The sequence below is a fragment of the Dactylosporangium salmoneum genome (assembly GCF_039532525.1).
Lineage (GTDB): Bacteria > Actinomycetota > Actinomycetes > Mycobacteriales > Micromonosporaceae > Dactylosporangium > Dactylosporangium salmoneum.
Map to the genome: position 1 here is coordinate 71,675 of NZ_BAAARV010000074.1, position 18,942 is coordinate 90,616.

Genomic DNA, 18,942 nt, shown 5'->3' on the forward strand with positions numbered 1-18,942 from the left:
AAGGAGTCGTCGGGGTGGGGCGAGTGTCACGCACGGCGCACCGCCGTGCTCTGCCGGAGCGTGAGCTGGGGGGCGATGAGGCGGGTCTGCGCGGTGCCGTCGCCGTCGACCTGCCGCAGGACCATCTCGACGGCGGCCCGGCCGATCTGCTCGGCCGGGACGGCAACCCCGGTCAGCTCGACCACCTGGTTGACCGCCGTCTGCTCCGGGCAGAGCGCCACCACGGAGATGTCCTCGGGCACGCGAAGGTCGAGGCGGCGCAGCGTGCCGAGGACCGCACCGAGGATGCCCTCGTTGTGTACCACGAGGGCCGTCGTGTCCGGCCGCCTCGCCAGCTCCTGTTCGACGAGCGCGCTCACGGCCTGGTACGCCGGTTCGCTGGGGCACCACCGGCCGTCGATACCGTGCCGCCGGACGGCGGATTCGAAGCCGGCCGCGAACGCCAGGGCATAGCTGCTGCGGCGCTCGTACACGGCGCTGGGCGAACCGAGCATGAGGATCGAACGGTGCCCGAGCCCGGCCAGGTGGTCGACGCACGCTTCGGCGGCCCGGCCGAAGTCGAGGTCGACCCAGACCAGCCCGCCGGCGTTCTCCGTGGTGCCGATGAGGACGGCCGGCAGACCCATCTTGCGCAGTACCGGCAGGCGGGCGTCGTCGGCCTCGATGTCCATCACGATCACCGCATCGACCAGCGCCGTCTCCCTGACCCGGCGTACCCCTTCCACGCCTTCGCCCTGGGTGAGCAGGAGAATGTCGTGGTCGTGCTCCCGGGCTGCCGTGGCGATCCCGGCGACGAACTGCATGATGACCGGGACGTTGTTGTCCGCGCGCAGCGGCGCCATCAGGGCGAGGGTGTTGGTCCGGTTGCTGGCCAGCGCCTGCGCCTTGGCGTTGGGGCGGTAGCCGAGCTCCGCAACGCTGCGGGCGATCCGCTTACGCGTCTCCGCGGAGATCGGCCGCTTACCGGAGAGCGTGTAGCTGACCGTGCTGACCGACACCCCCGCGTGACGCGCAACGTCCGCGATGGTGACCACTACTGGAGCCTCTCGCCGGCCCGGCGAGCCCGTTGCGTGTGGTCCTCGATGACCCGTCGATACCAGTACGCGCTGTCCTTGGGCACGCGCTGCTGGGTTCGGTAGTCGACGTAGAACAGCCCGAACCGGATCGCGTAGCCCAGGTCCCACTCCAGGTTGTCCAGCAGCGACCAGACGTAGAGGCCGCGCACGTCGACCCCCTCGTCGACCGCCCGGGCGATCGACTCCACGCAGGTGCGCAGATAGTCGATGCGGGTCTGGTCCTTCACTCTGCCGTCCGGGTCGACGTAGTCGTGTACCGAGGCACCGACCTCGGTGACGTAGAGCGGCAGCTCGCGGTACTCGCGGTGGACCCGGGTGAGGCAGTCGTGCAGGCCGGCCGGCACCGCCGCGATCCCGGCGCTCATCATCGGCCCGGGCGGGTCGATGAGCCGGGCGCCGAGCACCGGCACCGTCGGGTCTGCCTTCACGATGTGGTTGAGGTAGTAGTTCACGCCGAGAAAGTCGATCCCGGCGCCGATGACGTCCAGGTCGGCCGCGCGGACCACCGATGGGTCGAACAGCGTCGGGAACAGCTGGTCGAGGTCCTCCGGGTAGGCCCCGCGCAGGAGCGGGTCCAGGTACACGCGGTTCTGCTCGCCGTCCAGGAGGCGGGCCGCCGCGACGTCGGCCGGCGCGTCCGACCACGGCCGGACCATCGCCATGGACAGCGTGATGCCCACCTGCGCCGAATCCGGCGCCAGCGCCCGGAAGCGCTGCACGGCCTCCCCGTGCCCGAGCAGCATGTGGTGGATGGCCGTTCCGGCCTTGTGGTAGTCCCGGTAGCCGGGGGCGTGCAGTCCCCGCGAATAGCCCTGCCCGATGACGGTCCAGGGTTCGTTGTGGGTCAGCCACAGCGGGACCCGGTCGGCCAGACGCTCGAGCACCACCTGTGCGTAGTCGGCGAAGTGGTGCGCGGTGTCCCGGTTGAACCAGCCGCCCTCGTCCTCCAGCGCCTGCGGCAGGTCCCAGTGGAAGAGCGTCACCATCGGCTCGATGCCCTGTTCGAGCAGCGTGTCCACGACCCGGTCGTAGTGATCGAGCCCCGCCTGGTTCACCGTGCCCCGGCCCTGGGGGAAGATCCGCGGCCAGGAGATCGAGAACCGGTACGCGTTCAGCCCGAACTCGGCCATGAGCCGCACGTCCTGGGGGTACCGGTGGTAGTGGTCCGCCGCGACGTCCCCGGTGTCACCGTTGAACGTCCGGCCCGGCGTATGGCTGAACGTGTCCCAGATGGACGGGCCGCGGCCGTCCTCCCGGGCAGCGCCCTCCACCTGGTAGGCGGCCGTCGCGCTGCCCCAGCGGAAATCCGCCGGCAGTACTGCCAGGGCATCCGGGCCGACGCTGTTCGAGTGCTCCGGCGCCGTCACGCCCGTGTCCCCTTGTTCTTCCGGCGCGCGCTCATGTCGAGCGTCACGGCAGCGAGCAGGATCAGCCCCGTCGCGATGATCTGGGTCGCCGCCGTCTGGCCGATGAGGGCGAGCCCGTTCTGGACGCTGCTGATGACCAGCGCGCCCAGCAGCGCGCCGACGACGCGGCCCCGGCCGCCGAACAGGCTCGTGCCGCCGATGACCGCGGCCGCGATCGCGTTGAGCGCGGCATTGCCACCGCCGGAGTTGACGGATACGGCGAATCCGCGCGAGGCCTCCAGGATGCCGGCGAAGGCGGCGAGGGCGGAGGCGATCACGAACACGGTGATCCGCAGGGACCCGACGCGGACCCCGGTACGCCGGGCTGCCTCCGCATTGCCGCCGACGGCGTAGATGTGCCGGCCGAACACCGTGAACCCGGTGACGACGGCCAGCGTCACGGTGACGGCCAGGACGGCCACCAGCATGTACGGCACCCCGAGGTAGCTGTCGAGGACGAGCATCACCACGATCGGGGCCGCGACGATGGCCAGCACCCGTCCCAGGTCCGCCACCAGAGGATTCGTGCCGTACCCGGCCCGCACGGACAGGTACCTGCGTACGACGACCCATCCCGCACCGGCCACGGCGACGAGCAGCGTCAGTGCCCACCCGACCGGCCGGGGCAGGTAGTTCGAGGCGATGCTGGTGATCACCGGATCCTCGATGCGCAGCTGGCCGTTCTGGCCGGAGAGCAGCATCAGCTGCGCCCCCTGCCAGACCAGCATGCCGGCGAGCGTCACGATGAACGACGGCGCCTTGAAGGCCACGATCCACGAGCTCTGGACGAGCCCGATCACGGCCCCCATGCCGATCGCGAGCGCGATCGCCGCCCACGCCGGCCAGCCGTGCAGCGCCGACATGATGCCCATGACGCATGCGGTGACGCCGCTGACCGCGCCGATCGACAGGTCGATCTCGCCGATCAGCAGCACGAGCATGATGCCGAGCGTCAGCACCACCAGGGTGCCGGTCTGCAGGATGAGGTTGGACAGGTTCCGCGACGTCAGGAACGCCGCGTTCGCCGCCTGGAAGCCCACGGCGATGCAGACCAGCCCGGCCAGCACCGGCCACGTGCCGAGGTCGCCGCGGAACATGGACAGCCGCGCTCGGGACCGCGCCGCGGACGGTGCGATCGACACCTGGGTACTCATGCTCGTCTCCCCCCGAGTGGCACTACGTTGCCGCCGGTGATCGCCGCGATCACGTCCTGTGGGGTCGCCTCGGACGGGGTGAAGACCCCGGCACCTTCGCCCAGACGCAGCACGGTGATCCGGTCGGCGAGCTCGAAAACGTCGACCATGTTGTGCGAGATCAGGACCACCGAGACCCCGCGCTCGCTCAGCGTGCGGATGAGCCGGTAGACGGTGGCCGTCTGCTGGACGCCGAGTGCCGCCGTCGGCTCGTCGAGGACGACGACCTTCGACCCCCACAGCACCGCGCGGCCGACGGCGATCGCCTGGCGCTGGCCGCCCGAGAGCGCGGCGACCGGCGCGCTCAGCGCCGGCAGGGTCACCGCCAGCTCGTCGAGCACCTGCCGCGCGTGGTGGCTCATCCGGCCCCGCGCGAGAAACCGCCCGAGCAGGCCCTTCTGCGGGCTGCGCAGCTCGCGGCCCAGGTACAGGTTGGCCACGACGTCGAGGTTGTCGCACAGCGCGAGGTCCTGGTAGACCGTCTCGATCCCGGCACGGACGGCGTCCTGCGGGCTGGTGATGCTGACCGGCTCGCCGTCGACCCTGATGGTTCCCGCATCGGCGGGCTGTGCCCCGGACAGGGTCTTGACGAGCGTCGACTTGCCTGCGCCGTTGTCGCCGACCAGCGCCATGATCTCGCCTGGCCGTACTTCGAGGTCGACCCCGCGCAGCGCGTCGACGTTGCCGAAGCTCTTACGGATTCCGTGCATTTCCAGGCGCAGCTCGGGGTCGGAGCCGCGGCTGCGCTCAGAAGTCACACTTGCTCGCAACGTCGCCGGTGCAGATCTGGGCCTTCGTGACGAAGCCGTCGTCGAACACCTGCTTGATGTTCGCACGGTCCACCACGACCGGCTGCAGGAACAGGGCGGGAACCTTGGAGCCGCTGTTGTCGTAGGTGTCGGTCAGGCCCGTCTCCCCCTGCTTGCCCATCGCCAGCGCCACCGCGGCCTTGGCGGCCGCCTGAGCCTGCTTGTGCAGGTCCTTGTAGACGGTCATCGTCTGGTTGCCCAGCAGGATCTCCTGAAGCCCCGCGACCGTGGCGTCCTGCCCGGTGACGACGACCTTGCCGTTGAGCTGGCGAGCCTTGAGCGAAGCGATGACGCCGCCCGCCAGTCCGTCGTTGGCGGCGAGGATGGCGTTGACGTTGTCGCCGAGCTTGGTCAGCGCCTGGTCGGTCTGGGCCTGTGCCTTGGTCGCCTGCCAGTCGGGGGTGTCCGCCTCGTAACCGATCTTGAGTGCGCCGGACTGGACCGCCGGATCGAAGACCTCGTGCGCGCCCTTCTTGAACGCGATACACGCCTCGCACACCTGGGCGCCGTTCATCACCGCGATGGTCGCCCCGGCGCCGGCGTGGTCGACGATGTACTTCGCCTGGAGGCGACCGACCTCGAGGTTGTTGAAGGTGATGTACCCGTCGAGGGGCGCCTTGGCGATCAGTCCCTCGTAGGAGATGACGGCGACGTGGTCACGCCTCGCGCGATCGACGACCGGGAGCGCCCCCTCGGCGGTGATCGGGTTGATCACCAGTACCTTGGCACCCTGGGTGATCGCCGACTCGGCCTGCTGCAACATCGCCTGGTCGTTGGGGGCGGTGCTGGCGATGACCTTCGCGCCCGGCGCCAACGCCTGCACGGCCTTTTCGAACGCGGGCCGATCCTGTGTGTCCCACCGGGTGGACGAGGTAGCGTCGGGCGAGATCCACCCGATGATGACGTCCTTGGACGAGGTGGCCGCCGGGCCGTTCGCCCCCTCGCTCTTAGCGCTACCGCAGCCGCTCAGCAGTAAAGCCGCCGCGGCGGCCGATGCCATGATCCGCTTCATGCCAGCTCCGTCTTGGTAAGAATGTTCGAAGCAACTGTCGAAGCGCTTCGACAGCCGCCTGGCAGGTAAGTTAGCCCGTTGTCTCGGCGTCGTCAACATCAAGTTACGGACCTGTTGCGCCGCGTTCGGCTGGGTGTTTGCCCAGGCCATCGACGATGTCGCACCGTCATCGCCGCTCCGCTGCTGCCACGGCCCGGGCGCGGCAACGGGGCACTCCGCCCCGGCGTGGTCAGTCCCCTGACGGGCGCGACCCGCGCCCCGGCCGCCGCGAAGCATGGGTCCGGCCGCGCGTTCGCAGGCCCGCTCGCCGTATCACCCGTGAATCGCGCTTACCAGCCGCCTATCGGGCCGGGACTTCACGCCTGGCTGATGGTTGGAGGCCTGAAGTATCGGTTGGCCGTGGGGAGACGGAGCAGCACGATGACGGTCGCGCCGAGGGCCAGCAGCGCGCCGCGTTCGAGCAGCCACAGCAGCAACATGATGACGCCGGTCGTGTCGGGCAGATCCAGGGTGGGCGACCCGCAGGGGCACACTGCCCAGACGCCGACGAGGGCGGCGAGTGTGATGAGGCCGGTGCGTGCGTGGTCGTTGCCCCGTGCCGTCGCCCGTGCGAGCGCGACGGCGGCGATGCCGGCGACGGCGGCCAGCACGAGCCCGCCGATCGTCCAGGCTCGAGCGAACTCGGCGGCGTTCAGCAGCGTTTCGCCCACCGGTTCGCCGGTGATCCGTTGCTCCTCGGCGTTCATGGCATGCTCGGCGGCGGTGAGCTGCTCGCCGAAGACGATCGCCACGACCAGGTTCGTCGCTGCCGCCACGAGTCCGACCGCGACCGCCGCGTAGGTGAGCCCGGCGGCGACGGTGACGGCTCGTGGGCGCGGTGGGCGGGGCATCGACGCTCCGGCCGGCTGCTCGTGTTCCGGGGCCGCTGTGGCCAGTTCGGTGATCAACCGCTGGTGTTCGGCGTCGGTGCCGATGGCGGCGCGGTGCTCGGGATGCTCGGCGTACCAGCGGATCGCGTCCGCCAGGAACCACGGATGCACCGCGACCTGCAGCGCCACCGCCGGGTGCTGCCGCGGACCGAAGCCGAGCGCCAGTCCGCGCTGGACGACCAGGTCGGGTTGCGTGACGGCCAGATGGAGCCGGTCGGCGTCGAGTCGCGGGCGGGGCGGTCCGCCCGGCGCGAGCGCCTCCCACGGGACCGTGCGGCGAAACAGCGGGCCCCGCCAGGACAGCCCGGCCGGGGTCAGCTCCAGCACCAAACCCCGCCAGGCAAAGACCACCGTCACGACCGCCAGCAGGATGATCATCGCTACCAGGGCGGTCATGAGCGTGGCGAATCCCTTGTCCAGCGCCGACCTCGCCGGGTCCGGGTCACCGGCCACGGCCTGGCGCCACAGTCCTGCCAGCATCGCCGTCATGAACCCACTGAGGAGCATCGGGGGTACGGCCGTGAGCCAGGCGGGGATCAGGGGACCGACGCCGAACCCGCCGCGCGTCACCCCGAACCGCATCGGCCGCGCGAGACGTGCCGCGCCGCCCATGGCCCGCACGCTGGCGACGATCGTGACCACCCCGATCGTGACCAGCGCCAGCAACCATGCCCCGAGCACGACCGCGAACCACCACGACCTGGTGCCGGCCGCCCAGACCGTCACCATCACGCCGACAGCGGCGAGCACCCCGCCTGCCACGATCAGTGCCCGGGATCGTGACGGCTCCTGCCGGGTCACATCGCGCCACGTCATGCCGCAGGTTGTAGCACGATCTCACCGTGCCGGCGAGCACCAGCGGGCAGCAGCGGCGTCCACCATGCGGTGTGTCCGGGCCGCTCGCTCCTGCGCCGGAAGCACGCTGCAGGTGGCGCAGAAGCTGCCGTCGCCGGTCTTGTACATCAGGCAGCACGTGCGCCGATGGTGTACCTGCCACCGGCTGTCACCGGCCGGCAGGTCCGCCACGCCGCACAGGTCCCGGGTGCGCGGATGCCGGTCGAGCAACCCGGCGGTGTCGGTCAGGTAGCGGGCCGGGTCGTCCTGCGTCCAGGAGATGCTGCGCATCGCGGTGGCGATGCCGCTGGCGACGTTGCCCCACAGGGTGCGGCGGCCGACGCGGGTGATGCGGTGCCAGGCCTCGATCGCCGGGGCGAAGTTCTCGTCCAGCATCCGCTCGACGAGCCAGCCCATGGTCGTGTCGTCGCGGGGCCGGTCGTCCGCGGCGTCACTGGCGAACGCGGCGTTGTCGAGACGGCCGCCGGCAATGTGGATCCACGTGTTGGCCGCCGACGCGTCGACGATGCGGTCCTCGAGGAAGCAGCGGGCGAGGACCGGGCCGGTGACCTGGTTGACGTACTGGCAGAACAGCAGCGACGCGGCCGCCACCCGGTGGCCGGTGTCCCGGGCGCGGGCGTGGTCCGCGACCAGCTCCGGCAGCATCGGGCCGGACAGGACCGTCGAGTGGTGCCAGCCGCGTCCCTCGGGTGCCCCGCGTGGTGCGGTGAACCGGGCATCGAGCGGCGGCCGGTTCATGCCGGGCCGTACCGCAGCGTCGGGGTGTCGGCGACGAGTTCACGGCTGTGTGGGTGGGCCGGATCCGCGAGCAGATCGGCGGTGGCGGCCTCCTCGACGATCCGGCCGTGGTGCAACACGATGACGCGGCAGGGTCAGGCCACCGGATACCGCCAGCGGCGGGCGGAGCAGGCCGAGCAGGGCTCCGGCGAGGGTCGACTTGCCGGAGCCGCTCTCGCCGACGAGGCCGAGGCACTCCCCCGCGCGCAGTTCGAGTGTGACGTCGTCGAGGATGCGGGTCTCGCCGGCGCGAGAGCGTCGCGGACGGCGTCGCCGAGGTAGGCGACAGCGATGACGACGGCGACGATCGCCAGGCCCGGTGCGAGGAACATCCACGGCGCGTCCTCCACGAAGCCGCGCGCCTCGTTGAGCATGGCGCCCCACTCCGGGTTCGGCGGCCGCACTCCCAGGCCCAGGAAGGACAGGCCGGCGATGCGGGCCGCGGCGACGTACGGCTCGTCGCGCAGTCGCAGGGCGTAGCCGCGAACGACGCGGGCGTAGCTCGGCCACGACACGACGGTGACGGCGAGCACGAGTCCGGCGAGGCCGGCGTCGAGCAGTGCGGCGACCGCGATCGCCAGGATGAGCCGGGGGAACGCCAGCAGCACGTCGACGATCCGGGTGACAACCAGGTCGAGCCAGCCGCCGAGATAACCGGCCGCGGCGCCGGCAAGCGTGCCGGCGACCACGGTGACGGCGACGGTGACCGCTGCGGTCGCCAGGGATGCGCGTCCGCCGTACAGCACGCGGGCGAGCAGGTCACGGCCGTAGTTGTCGGTACCGAACGCAGCGCCAGCATCCGCGCCTGCGCGTCGGTGCCCAGCCGTGCCTCGATCCGCTTGAGCTTCACGCCGGCCGCGGGCTTGTCCCAGTAGTCGGGGTTCGCCTCGGCGATCAGGGTCTCGCCGGGCACGAACTGGACCGGCTTCATGAATCCGGTCAGATCGGGGTTGCGGTTGAAGTCGTCGCGCCGAGGATCGGCTTGGCGCGGGAGTTCTTCGCCTTGTGCCGCTCCAGCGACGCCTTCACCGCGGCGGCGTCCACCGGCGCCCTGCTCCAGAACTTCACGCCACTGTGGAGGGTGAACTCCCAGGTGGTCGGGTCGGCAGGAGCAGGTCCGCGTCACCGGCCAGCAGCCAGGCGGCGCTGACGGCGGGGAGGCGCCGCAGCAGCCGCTGCAGCCGTGCGGCGCCAGGGTCCGCGGCGCGGACCAGCACGACTGCCTGGATGTCATCGTCCGAGGTCACGGGCGAGGAGGTCGTCGAGGGACTCGCGGCGCACGAGGACCCGGGCGCGACCGTCGGCGGCGCTGAGGAGCGCGGGGCGGGCGACCAGGTGGAAGTTCGTCGCGCGGGCATGGTGGTAGGCGCCGGTGCCGGCGACGGCGAGCAGGTCGCCGGGGTGAACGTCGGCCGGCAGGTCGGCGTCAGGGACCACGACATCGTCGGCGTCGTTGTGCCGCCCGACGACGACGGCCGGCCCGCCGGCGGCCCGGCCGGTGCGGCCGATGAGCACGGCGCTGTGCCGGCTGCCGCACAGGGCGGTGGCCGGGCAGTCGGACATGCCGCCGTCGACGGCGACAAGGCGCTCGCCACTCTGGGTCCGGGTGACGGCCAGCACGCGGTACACGGTGACGCCGGCGCGGGCCACGACGGCGCGGCCGGGTGAGACGGACAGCGCCGGGGTGGGCAGGCCGTGCCGGTCGGCCTCCAGGTGCAGCACGGTACGCATCCGGGCCGCGAACGCGTCCAGGGCCAGATCGAGCTCGGCCGGGCGGTAGGCGACGGCGTGCCCGCCACCGAGGTTGAGCTGCCCGAGTTCGACGTTGTGTGCGCGGCTCATCGCGGCGGCGAACTCGCACAGCCGGCCGATCTCGCGCTCGTAGAGGCTGAAGCGGTTGAGCTGGTGGCCGAGGGAGCAGTCGAGCCCGGCGAGCCGTAGCCGGGGCTGGGCCGCGATCCGGGCGACCGCCGCGGCGGCCTCTCCCCCGGCGACCCGTACACCGAAGCGTCGGTCGTGGCCGCCCGCGGGCTCCGGCCCGGCGAGGACGCGCAGGAGCACGCGCTGGCCGTCGGGTGCGGTCGCGGCGAGCCGGGTGATCTCGCCCAGCGACTCCACGACGATGGTGCCGACCCCGGCGGCGTAGGCGGCGTCGAGGTCCTCGGGGGTCTTGGCGCTGCCGTAGAGCGTGACCCGGGCCATGTCGAAGCCGGCGAGTTCGGCGATGCGGATCTCGCCGGCGGAGCCCGCGTAGAGCCCGAGCCCCTGCTCCGCGATCCAGCGGGCGATATCGCGGCTGAGCAAGGCTTTGGCGGTGTAGGCGACGGCCTGCGGGCCGAACGCGGCGGTGTAGGCCCGGCAGCGGTCCCGCACTCCGGCCTCGTCCACGACATAGGTCGGGGTGCCGTGCTCGGCGGCCAGCGCGGCGAGGCTCACGCCGCCGACCTGCAGGTCGCCGTCCGCCCCCCAACGGGCATTCGCCGGCCAGACGCCGGCGTCCAGGTGCAACGGCAGCGATGCCCGCAAGGAGGGGAGAATTTCGGTGAGCGTCATACCGGCAACGCTGGCACCGGCGGGGCCGGACGCCAAGGTGCCCTGACGCAATCTCTACGCGCGAATCCGGTGCCCGGTCGGGATTTCGTGAAGATTGGCCGGGGCGGCGTACAGCTTTCGTCAGGATCGGTAGGCAGCAGCGGCGCCCGGTGGCACAGTGCGGGACGTGCCTTCCACCGTGCCGTGCCGCGCTCGCCTGTCCCTCGCCGCCCGAGTGCTGCTCGACGAGACGGCCGACGCCCGGCTGGTGGAGGCCCTCAGGGCTGGAAGCGGTACCCCATGGCCGGCTCGGTCAGCAGGTGCCGGGGATGGGCCGGGTCGGACTCGAGCTTGCGGCGCAGCTGGGCCATGTACTGGCGCAGATAGTGATTCTCCTCGACATACGTCGGACCCCACACGTGCGCCAGCAGCTCCCGGTGCGCGACCAGCCGGCCCGGGTTGCGCAGCAACAGCTCCAGCAGTCGCCACTCGGTGCGGGTCAGGTGCAGGCGCCGAACGGGGTCGTCGGCGCGGTGCACGTCGTGAGCAGCGAGGTCGACCTCGTAGTCGCCGATACGCACGGCCGAGGACGGCTCGGGTTCGGCGCGGCGGCGTGACACCGCGCGCAGCCGCGCCAGAAGCTCGTCCACACTGAACGGTTTGGTCACGTAGTCGTCGGCGCCGGCGTCGAGCGCGGCGACCTTCTCACTGCTGCCGAGCCGACCGGACAGCACGACGACCGGGACCGGTGTCCAGGCCCGCAGCGTTCGCAGGACCTCGATGCCGTCGAGGTCGGGCAGCCCGAGGTCGAGCACCACGACGTCCGGATGCTGATCGGCGGCCGCGCGAAGGGCGGTGGTGCCGTCGCCGGCGGTGACCACGTCGTACTGGCGGGCCTGCAGGTTGATCCGCAGGGCGCGCAGCAGTTGCGGCTCGTCGTCGACGATGAGGATACGGGTCCGGGTCATCGCTCCGCCTTTCCCACGGCTGAGGTGTCGAGATAGGTAGGGAGCACGGGATCGGCGCGGACGGGGCCGATGATGTCGGCGCTGGGCAGGGTGAGGGTCATGGTGAGCCCGCCGCCGGGCGTCGGCTCCGGGGCGAGCGTGCCACCCATCGCCTCGGCCAGGCCGCGCGACAGCGCCAGGCCGAGGCCGACCCCGGTGGCGTTGTCGCGGTCGCCGAGGCGCTGGAAGGGCTGGAAGACGCGTTCCCGGTCGGCGGCCGGGATCCCGGGGCCGTGGTCGATGATGCGGATGTCCACCTTGCCCGCATGTTCGCTGATGCCGATGATCGGTGGGTTGCCGGGCGGGCTGTATCGGACCGCGTTCGCCAGGACGTTGACGAGCACCCGTTCGAGCAGGGCAGGGTCCGCGTGGACCTCGGGGAGGTCGGCGGCGAGGCTGATGCGCACACCGGTGCCGAGCGGCCCCAGATCGTCGATGACTCGCGGCACCGCCTCGGCGATGCTGACCGGCTGCAGGGTCATGGCGAGGGCACCGGCCTGCAGCCGGGACATGTCGAGCAGGTTCTCGACGAGCCGGGTGAGTTTGTCGAGGGACTCCTCCGCGGTGGCGAGCAGCTCCTCGGTGTCCTCCGGCGAGAAGTGCACGTCGGGGCTGCGCAGGCTGCCGACGGCGGCCTTGGCCGACGCGAGCGGCGTGCGCAGGTCGTGGCTGACGGCGGAGAGCAGGGCGGTGCGCAGCTTGTCGACCTCGGCGAGGCTGCCGGCCGCGGCGGCCTGTTCGCCGAGGCGGCGCTGCCGCAGCGCGATCGCGGCATGGGCGGCGAACGCCTCGACGAGGCGCCGGTCGGCGGCCTGCAGCGGATGCCCGCGCAGCACCAGGGCGGCGTCGTCGTCAATGGGAACCTCGCTCTCCCCGTCCGACGGTGTGGTGCACGGCTGTCCGCCGACGGTGGCCGCGATGCGCCACGGGGCGTGCTCGGCGTCCCGTTCCAGCAGCGTGACGCTGGTCAGGCCGAAGGACTCGCGCACCCGTTCCAGCAGCGCGTCGAGCGGGTTGTCGCCGTGCAGGACGCTGCCGGCCAGGGTCGCGAGGGTCTGGGCCTCGGCCGAGGCGCGGGCGGCGTCGCGGGCCCGGCGGGCGGCGCCGTCGACGACGGTGGCGACGGCGACGGCGACCCCGACGAACGCGACGAGCGCGAAGAGGTTCTCGTGCTCGGCCACCGTGAACTGGTACAGCGGCGGCGTGAAGAACCAGTTCAGCAGCAGAAACCCGCCTACGGCGCAGATCAGCGCCGGCAGGAGCCCGCCCACGAGCGCGGCTCCGACGGCCAGCACGAGGTAGGCGAGGATGTCGCTGGGCAGGGACATGTCCTCGCGGATGGTGCCGAGGCCGAGGGTCAGCAGCGGCAGGCCCGTCACCGCGACGGCGACACCCAGCAGCCGCCGGCGCAGGGTCAGGCCGCCGCCGGGACGTGCCAGGCGCAGCCGGCCCTGGCGGGCCTGCTCGTGGGTGACGAGGTGGACGTCGATGGCGCCGGACGCGGCGGTGGTGGTGACGCCGACGCCGGGCGAGAGGATCTGGGCGAGGCGGCCGCGGCGACTGGCCCCGAGGACGAGCTGGGTGGCGTTGACGCCGCTGGCGAAGTCCAGCAGCGCGCCGGCGACGTCGGCGCCGAGGACCTGGTGGTAGGTGCCGCCCAGGGACTCCGCGAGCAGCCGCTGCCGGGTGAGGTTGGCCGGGTCCGCTGCGGCCAGGCCGTCCCCGCGCACGACGTGGACGGCCATGAGGTCGGCGCCCTTGGTGCGGGCGGCGATCCGCGCGGCGCGGCGGATGAGCGTGTCGCCCTCCGGGCCGCCGGTCAGCGCGACCACCACCCGCTCGCGGGTCTCCCACGTCTTGTCGATGCCGTGCTCAGCGCGGTAGCGGTCGAGCTGGTCGTCGACCTTGTCGGCCAGCCACAGCAGGGCCAGTTCCCGCAGGGCGGTGAGGTTGCCGACGCGGAAATAGTTGCCGAGGGCGGCGTCGATCTTCTCCGGCTTGTAGATGTTGCCGTGGGCCATCCGCCGGCGTAGCGCCTCGGGTGTCATGTCGACGAGCTCGATCTGCTCGGCGCGGCGCACGACCGCGTCGGGGACGGTCTCGCGCTGCGGTACCCCGGTGATGGACTCCACCACGTCGTTGAGCGACTCCAGGTGCTGCACGTTGACGGTGGTGAGCACGTCGATGCCGGCCGCGAGGAGCCGCTCGATGTCCTCCCACCGCTTCGCGTGCGGGCTGCCCGGGACGTTCGTGTGGGCCAGCTCGTCGATCAGGGCGATCTCGGGCCGGCGGGCCAGCACCGCGTCGAGGTCGAGTTCGGTAAAGGCCGCACCCCGGTACGTCATGGGCCGGCGCGGCAGGACCTCGAGGCCGTCCAGCATGGCCTCGGTGAAGGGACGGCCGTGCGTCTCGACGAATCCGACGACGACGTCGGTGCCGCGTTCGAGCCGGCGCCGCCCCTCCTCCAGCATCTTGTACGTCTTGCCGACGCCCGGGGCTGCACCCAGGTACACGCGCAGCGTCCCGCGCGCCGTCATGTCAGCTCCGATCCAGAGCGAGGTTGAGCTCGAGCACGTTCACGGCCGGTTCCCCGATGAATCCGAGCGTACGGCCCTCGGTGTGCTCCGCCACCAGCTTGCGCACGGCGTCCTCGGACAGCTTGCGTTCCTTGGCCACCCGCGGGACCTGCAGGTTCGCGTAGGCGACGCTGATGTGCGGGTCGAGGCCGCTGCCGCTGGCGGTGACCGCATCCGCCGGGACCGCCGGGTCGTCGGGGGCGTTGCCGCGCACCGGGGTGGTGATGCCGCCGGTGTAGTCCTCGCCGGGCTTGGCGCACTCGACGGTGACGCCCTCCCAGGTGGTGACGAACGGCGTCGCCGGGCAGGCCTCGTTGAGGCTGACCGCGCGGGTCACCGGACCGGTGGTGCCGTCGCGGTGGTAGACGGCGAGGACCGCGCCGACGCCGCCCGGGGTGCAGAAGGGACGGGATCCGTCGACTCCCTCGAGCTCCCCGACGCTCTTGCTACGGCCGCAGACCTGCGTGAGCAGACTCGGCTTGTCGGGGCCGTCCACGACGTTCTCGGGACCGAGGTTGCTCGCCGAGGTCGACGTGGGGTCGTAGCCGTCGCCGGCGGCGGAGGGGCGGGACTGGAAGTACTGCCGCAGCGGTTGTCCTTGACCATCCACGAAGGACTGTCCGATCAGGGCGCTGCCGACGGGCTTGCCGTCGCGGTCGATCAGCGATCCGCCGGCATGGCCGGACAGGCCGGGAATGCGGGCGACGGCGAGCATGAGCATTGGGTAGGCCAGGCCGAGCACGATGGTCAGCACGACCAGGGCGCGCAGGGCGGCGAGGTGCTGGGCGATCCAGGCTGGGAGGCGCATCAGGAGATCCCCGGGATGTTCATGATGACGAGGTCGATGAGCTTGATGCCGATGAAGGGCACGATCACGCCGCCGGCGCCGTAGACGAGCAGGTTGCGGCGCAGCATCGCGGCGGCCGAGCCGGGCCGGTAGCGCACGCCGCGCAGGGCGAGCGGGATCAGCGCGATGATGACGAGGGCGTTGAAGATGACCGCGGACAGGATCGCCGACGTCGGCGAGTGCAACCGCATGATGTTCAGCGCGTCCAGACCCGGGTACACGGCCGCGAACATCGCCGGGATGATGGCGAAGTACTTGGCGATGTCGTTGGCGATGGAGAACGTGGTCAGCGCGCCGCGGGTGATGAGCAGCTGCTTGCCGATCTCCACGATCTCGATGAGCTTCGTCGGGTCCGAGTCCAGGTCGACCATGTTGCCGGCCTCCTTCGCGGCCGACGTGCCGGTGTTCATCGCCACGCCGACGTCGGCCTGGGCGAGCGCCGGGGCGTCGTTGGTGCCGTCGCCGGTCATCGCGACGAGCTTGCCGCCCTCCTGCTCCCGCTTGATGAGGGCCATCTTGTCCTCGGGGGTGGCCTCGGCGAGGAAGTCGTCGACGCCGGCCTCCTCCGCGATCGCCTTGGCCGTCAGCGGGTTGTCGCCCGTGATCATGACCGTGCGGATGCCCATGCGGCGCATCTCGTCGAACCGCTCGCGCATGCCCTGCTTGACGACGTCCTTGAGGTGGATGACGCCCAGGGTGCGGGCCGGCTGACCCTCCACGTGCTCGGCGACCACCAGCGGGGTACCGCCGGAGGAGGACACCGCGTCCACAATGGACCCCACCTCCTCGGTCGGACGCCCCCCGTTCTCCCGGACCCACTTCATGACCGCCGTCGCCGCGCCCTTGCGCACGCGCCGGTCACCTTCCAGGTCCACGCCCGACATGCGGGTCTGGGCGGTGAACGGCACCCAGGTGGCATGGGCCAGCTCGCCGGTGGTCCGCTCACGCAGGCCGTGATGCTGCTTGGCGTACACCACGATGCTGCGGCCCTCCGGGGTCTCATCGGCCAGGCTCGACAGCTGCGCGGCACTGGCCAGGTCCTCGGCCGCCACACCCTGCACCGGCAGAAGCTCACCGGCCTGCCGGTTGCCCAGCGTGATCGTGCCGGTCTTGTCCAGCAGCAGCGTGTTCACGTCCCCGGCCGCCTCGACCGCGCGGCCGGACATCGCCAGGACGTTGCGCTGCACCAGCCGGTCCATGCCGGCGATGCCGATCGCGGACAGCAGCGCCCCGATGGTGGTCGGGATGAGGCAGACCAGCAGCGAGACCAGCACGATGCCGGTGACGCCGTCGGCGTTCAGGGCCGCGCTGTCGGGCGCGAACGCCTGCACCGCCTTGCTGTAGATGGCCAGGGGCTGCAGCGTCGCCACGGCCAGCAGGAAGATGATGGTCAGCGACGCCAGCAGGATGTTCAGCGCGATCTCGTTCGGCGTCTTCTGCCGGTTCGCGCCCTCGACCAGGGAGATCATCCGGTCGATGAAGGACTCCCCCGGCTTCTGGGTGATCCGCACGACGATCCGGTCGGAGAGCACCTTGGTACCGCCGGTGACCGCGGACCGGTCGCCGCCGGACTCGCGGATGACCGGCGCGGACTCGCCGGTGATGGCCGACTCGTCGACGGAGGCGATGCCCTCGATGACGTCACCGTCGCCCGGGATGATCTGACCCGCCTCGACGACCACGATGTCGCCCTGCCGCAGGGTGGTGGCGGGGATGGACTCCTCGACGCCGTCAACGAGCCGGCGGGCCATGGTGTCCTGCTTGGCCCGCCGCAGAGTGTCGGCCTGGGCCTTGCCGCGGCCCTCGGCGACCGCCTCGGCCAGGTTGGCGAAGAGCACGGTCAGCCACAGCCACACCGTGATCGCCCAGGCGAACCCGGACGGGTGCAGGACGGCGAGGACCGTGGTGAAGACCGAGCCGATCTCCACGATGAACATGACCGGGTTGCGCCACAGCGTGGCCGGGTTGAGCTTGCGCAGCGCGTCCGGGGTGGACTTCCACAGCTGCGCCGGGTCGAGCAGGCCGCCGGCGATGCGCCGCTGCGGCGTGGGGGAACTCGTCGAGATGCCCTGCGGGGTCTTGCTCTGGACGGTGGTCGGGGTGGTCACTGGATGCCCTCCGCGAGCGGGCCGAGCGCGACGGCCGGCAGGTAGGTGAGCAGCACGACGATGACCGTGACGGCCACCACCATGCCGACGAAGAGCGGCTGATGGGTGCGCAGCGTGCCGGTCGACTCGGGCACCGGCTGCTGCCGGGCCAGTGAGCCGGCCAGGCCGAGCACGAAGATGATGGGCAGGAACCGGCCCAGCAGCATGCACAGGCCCAGCGCCGTGTTGTAGAAGGTCGTGTTGACGCCGATGCCCGCGAACGCGGAGCCGTTGTTGTTCGACGCGGAGGTGAAGGCGTACAGCACCTCGGACAGGCCATGGGCGCCCGGGTTGGCCATGGAGCTGCGCGCCGTCTCCGAGCCCATGGCGATCGCCGTGCCGACGAGCACCAGGGCCGGGGTCGTGAGGATGTACAGCGACGCGAACTTCATCTCCCGCGCGCCGATCTTCTTGCCGAGATACTCGGGCGTCCGCCCGACCATGAGCCCGGCGACGAAGACCGTGATGATCGCGAGAATGAGCATGCCGTAGAGCCCCGATCCGGTGCCGCCGGGCGCGACCTCGCCCAGCATCATGTTCAGCATCGTGACCATGCCGCCGAGCGCGGTGTAGGAGTCGTGGAACGAGTTCACCGCACCCGTCGACGTCAGCGTGGTGGCCGCGGCGAACGTCGCCGACTGCGGCACGCCGAAGCGGGTCTCGGTGCCCTCGGCCGCCGCCCCGACCGCGGTCGGCACGGTGCCGCCGTGGTGGATCTGCAGCGCGTTGAGCGCGATGACGCTGCCGATGGCCAGGATCGCCATGATGCCGGCGATCGCCAGCCCCTGCCGCTTGTCGCCGACCATCCGGCCGAACACACGCGGAAGGCAGAACGGGATCAGCAGGATCAGGAAGATCTCGAACCAGTTCGTCCAGCCCGTCGGGTTCTCGAACGGATGGGCGCTGTTGACGTTGTAGAAGCCGCCGCCGTTCGTGCCGAGCAACTTGATGACCTCCTGGGAGGCGACCGGCCCGCCGGTGACGTGCTGCGCGGTGCCCGCCAGGGTGGTCACATCCGTACCACCCGAAAGGTTCTGCACCGCGCCGCCGACGATGAGCACGAGCGCGCCCAGCGCCGCGATCGGCAGCAGGATCCGCACGCTGATGCGCACGAGATCGACCCAGAAGTTGCCGAGCTGCTCGGACTTCGACCGCGCGAACCCGCGCACCAGGGCGACCGCCACGGCGACGCCCACCGCCGCGGACACGAAGTTCTGCACCGCCAGCCCCGACATCTGCACGAGGTGACCCATCGTGGACTCGCCCGAGTACGACTGCCAGTTCGTGTTCGTCACGAAGCTCACGGCGGTGTTCCAGGCCTGGTCCGGCTTGACGGGATCGAAGCCGAGACTGAGCCACAGGTGGTTCTGGAAGCGCTGGAACAGGTACAGGAACAGGATCGACACCGCGGAGAACGCCAGCACACTGCGCGCGTAGACACCCCACGACTGCTCGCCGTCGGGGTTCACACCGGTCGCGCGGTACATGACCCGCTCCACGCGCAGGTGCCGAGTCGCGGTGATCGCCCGGTACATGTAGTCGCCGAACGGGCGGTACAGCACCACCAGGACGACGATCAGCGAGGCGATGAACAGCACGCCCGCCAGGGTGGGGCTCATCAGAACCGCTCCGGGAAGAGTAGGGCAGCGATCAGGAACGCGGTCAGCGCGACCGCGAGGACGAGGCCGACGAGGTTCTCGGCATTCACAGCCGCTCCACCGCCCGCACCGCCAGGCCGAGGATCACGAACGCCGCGATCGTCAGCAGCAGGAACCA

The 18,942-nt window shown here is 71.3% G+C and carries 17 protein-coding genes and 2 pseudogenes; all 19 read right to left on the bottom strand.

Annotated features, from left to right (window positions below; genetic code table 11):
- Positions 1-26: 26 nt before the first annotated feature.
- Positions 27-1,034, bottom strand: a complete 1,008-nt coding sequence (locus ABD352_RS37970) for a LacI family DNA-binding transcriptional regulator (protein ID WP_344617395.1) — start codon at positions 1,032-1,034, stop codon at positions 27-29.
- Complete coding sequence (locus ABD352_RS37975; RefSeq protein WP_425553828.1) at positions 1,034-2,443, bottom strand: GH1 family beta-glucosidase; 1,410 nt, start codon at positions 2,441-2,443, stop codon at positions 1,034-1,036. Before ABD352_RS37975 ends, ABD352_RS37970 begins: the two co-directional genes overlap by 1 nt.
- Positions 2,440-3,636: a sugar ABC transporter permease gene (locus ABD352_RS37980; protein WP_344617396.1), complete on the bottom strand. Its 1,197-nt coding sequence runs from the start codon at positions 3,634-3,636 to the stop codon at positions 2,440-2,442. Before ABD352_RS37980 ends, ABD352_RS37975 begins: the two co-directional genes overlap by 4 nt.
- Positions 3,633-4,433: an ATP-binding cassette domain-containing protein gene (locus tag ABD352_RS37985; protein ID WP_344617397.1), complete on the bottom strand. Its 801-nt coding sequence runs from the start codon at positions 4,431-4,433 to the stop codon at positions 3,633-3,635. The genes ABD352_RS37980 and ABD352_RS37985 overlap by 4 nt, the downstream gene beginning before the upstream one ends.
- Positions 4,423-5,646 (bottom strand): sugar ABC transporter substrate-binding protein, encoded by a 1,224-nt coding sequence (locus ABD352_RS37990; RefSeq protein ID WP_344617398.1) that lies wholly within the window; start codon positions 5,644-5,646, stop codon positions 4,423-4,425. Before ABD352_RS37990 ends, ABD352_RS37985 begins: the two co-directional genes overlap by 11 nt.
- A 206-nt stretch (positions 5,647-5,852) precedes the next feature.
- Positions 5,853-7,241: a YjgN family protein gene (locus ABD352_RS37995; RefSeq protein WP_344617399.1), complete on the bottom strand. Its 1,389-nt coding sequence runs from the start codon at positions 7,239-7,241 to the stop codon at positions 5,853-5,855.
- Between the two features lie 21 nt (positions 7,242-7,262).
- Positions 7,263-8,018 (bottom strand): IucA/IucC family C-terminal-domain containing protein, encoded by a 756-nt coding sequence (locus ABD352_RS38000; protein ID WP_344617400.1) that lies wholly within the window; start codon positions 8,016-8,018, stop codon positions 7,263-7,265.
- On the bottom strand, positions 8,015-8,137 hold the full coding sequence (locus ABD352_RS38005; RefSeq protein ID WP_344617401.1) for a hypothetical protein: 123 nt from the start codon (positions 8,135-8,137) through the stop codon (positions 8,015-8,017). Before ABD352_RS38005 ends, ABD352_RS38000 begins: the two co-directional genes overlap by 4 nt.
- Positions 8,138-8,192: 55 nt before the next feature.
- Positions 8,193-8,567, bottom strand: a pseudogene (locus ABD352_RS38010) (ATP-binding cassette domain-containing protein); the annotation flags it as partial.
- Positions 8,489-8,803: pseudogene (locus tag ABD352_RS38015) on the bottom strand (ABC transporter permease subunit); the annotation flags it as partial. The pseudogenes ABD352_RS38010 and ABD352_RS38015, both read right to left, overlap by 79 nt.
- 193 nt (positions 8,804-8,996) lie before the next feature.
- The gene (locus ABD352_RS38020) at positions 8,997-9,125 is read right to left on the bottom strand and encodes a hypothetical protein (protein WP_344617402.1); all 129 of its coding nucleotides are present in this window, start codon (positions 9,123-9,125) and stop codon (positions 8,997-8,999) included.
- Complete coding sequence (locus ABD352_RS38025; protein WP_344617403.1) at positions 9,122-9,304, bottom strand: hypothetical protein; 183 nt, start codon at positions 9,302-9,304, stop codon at positions 9,122-9,124. Before ABD352_RS38025 ends, ABD352_RS38020 begins: the two co-directional genes overlap by 4 nt.
- Complete coding sequence (locus ABD352_RS38030) at positions 9,288-10,610, bottom strand: diaminopimelate decarboxylase family protein (RefSeq protein ID WP_344617404.1); 1,323 nt, start codon at positions 10,608-10,610, stop codon at positions 9,288-9,290. Before ABD352_RS38030 ends, ABD352_RS38025 begins: the two co-directional genes overlap by 17 nt.
- A gap of 257 nt (positions 10,611-10,867) precedes the next feature.
- Positions 10,868-11,557, bottom strand: coding sequence for a response regulator (locus ABD352_RS38035; protein ID WP_344617405.1), 690 nt, complete (start codon positions 11,555-11,557; stop codon positions 10,868-10,870).
- A complete protein-coding gene (locus ABD352_RS38040; protein ID WP_344617406.1) occupies positions 11,554-14,133 on the bottom strand; it encodes a sensor histidine kinase in 2,580 nt (859 codons plus the stop codon). The genes ABD352_RS38035 and ABD352_RS38040 overlap by 4 nt, the downstream gene beginning before the upstream one ends.
- Position 14,134: 1 nt before the next feature.
- A complete protein-coding gene (locus ABD352_RS38045; RefSeq protein ID WP_344617407.1) occupies positions 14,135-14,980 on the bottom strand; it encodes a potassium-transporting ATPase subunit C in 846 nt (281 codons plus the stop codon).
- Positions 14,980-17,085, bottom strand: coding sequence for a potassium-transporting ATPase subunit KdpB (gene kdpB, locus ABD352_RS38050; protein WP_425553836.1), 2,106 nt, complete (start codon positions 17,083-17,085; stop codon positions 14,980-14,982). The genes ABD352_RS38045 and kdpB overlap by 1 nt, the downstream gene beginning before the upstream one ends.
- A 38-nt stretch (positions 17,086-17,123) precedes the next feature.
- Positions 17,124-18,785 carry a potassium-transporting ATPase subunit KdpA gene (kdpA, locus tag ABD352_RS38055; RefSeq protein WP_344617408.1) on the bottom strand — a complete coding sequence of 554 codons (1,662 nt, stop codon included), beginning with the start codon at positions 18,783-18,785 and terminating at the stop codon, positions 17,124-17,126.
- Complete coding sequence (gene kdpF, locus ABD352_RS38060) at positions 18,785-18,874, bottom strand: K(+)-transporting ATPase subunit F (RefSeq protein WP_344617409.1); 90 nt, start codon at positions 18,872-18,874, stop codon at positions 18,785-18,787. The genes kdpA and kdpF overlap by 1 nt, the downstream gene beginning before the upstream one ends.
- Positions 18,875-18,942: the final 68 nt, after the last annotated feature.

What these genes read in the sequence shown, in the direction of transcription:
- ABD352_RS37980 (WP_344617396.1), bottom strand. Translation starts at nt 3,636, where the DNA reads ATGAGTACCCAGGTGTCGATCGCACCGTCCGCGGCGCGGTCCCGAGCG.
- ABD352_RS37990 (WP_344617398.1), bottom strand. Translation starts at nt 5,646, where the DNA reads ATGGCCTGGGCAAACACCCAGCCGAACGCGGCGCAACAGGTCCGTAAC.
- ABD352_RS37995 (WP_344617399.1), bottom strand. Translation starts at nt 7,241, where the DNA reads ATGACGTGGCGCGATGTGACCCGGCAGGAGCCGTCACGATCCCGGGCA.
- ABD352_RS38000 (WP_344617400.1), bottom strand. Translation starts at nt 8,018, where the DNA reads ATGAACCGGCCGCCGCTCGATGCCCGGTTCACCGCACCACGCGGGGCA.
- ABD352_RS38030 (WP_344617404.1), bottom strand. Translation starts at nt 10,610, where the DNA reads ATGACGCTCACCGAAATTCTCCCCTCCTTGCGGGCATCGCTGCCGTTG.
- ABD352_RS38035 (WP_344617405.1), bottom strand. Translation starts at nt 11,557, where the DNA reads ATGACCCGGACCCGTATCCTCATCGTCGACGACGAGCCGCAACTGCTG.
- ABD352_RS38040 (WP_344617406.1), bottom strand. Translation starts at nt 14,133, where the DNA reads ATGACGGCGCGCGGGACGCTGCGCGTGTACCTGGGTGCAGCCCCGGGC.
- ABD352_RS38045 (WP_344617407.1), bottom strand. Translation starts at nt 14,980, where the DNA reads ATGCGCCTCCCAGCCTGGATCGCCCAGCACCTCGCCGCCCTGCGCGCC.
- kdpA (WP_344617408.1), bottom strand. Translation starts at nt 18,785, where the DNA reads ATGAGCCCCACCCTGGCGGGCGTGCTGTTCATCGCCTCGCTGATCGTC.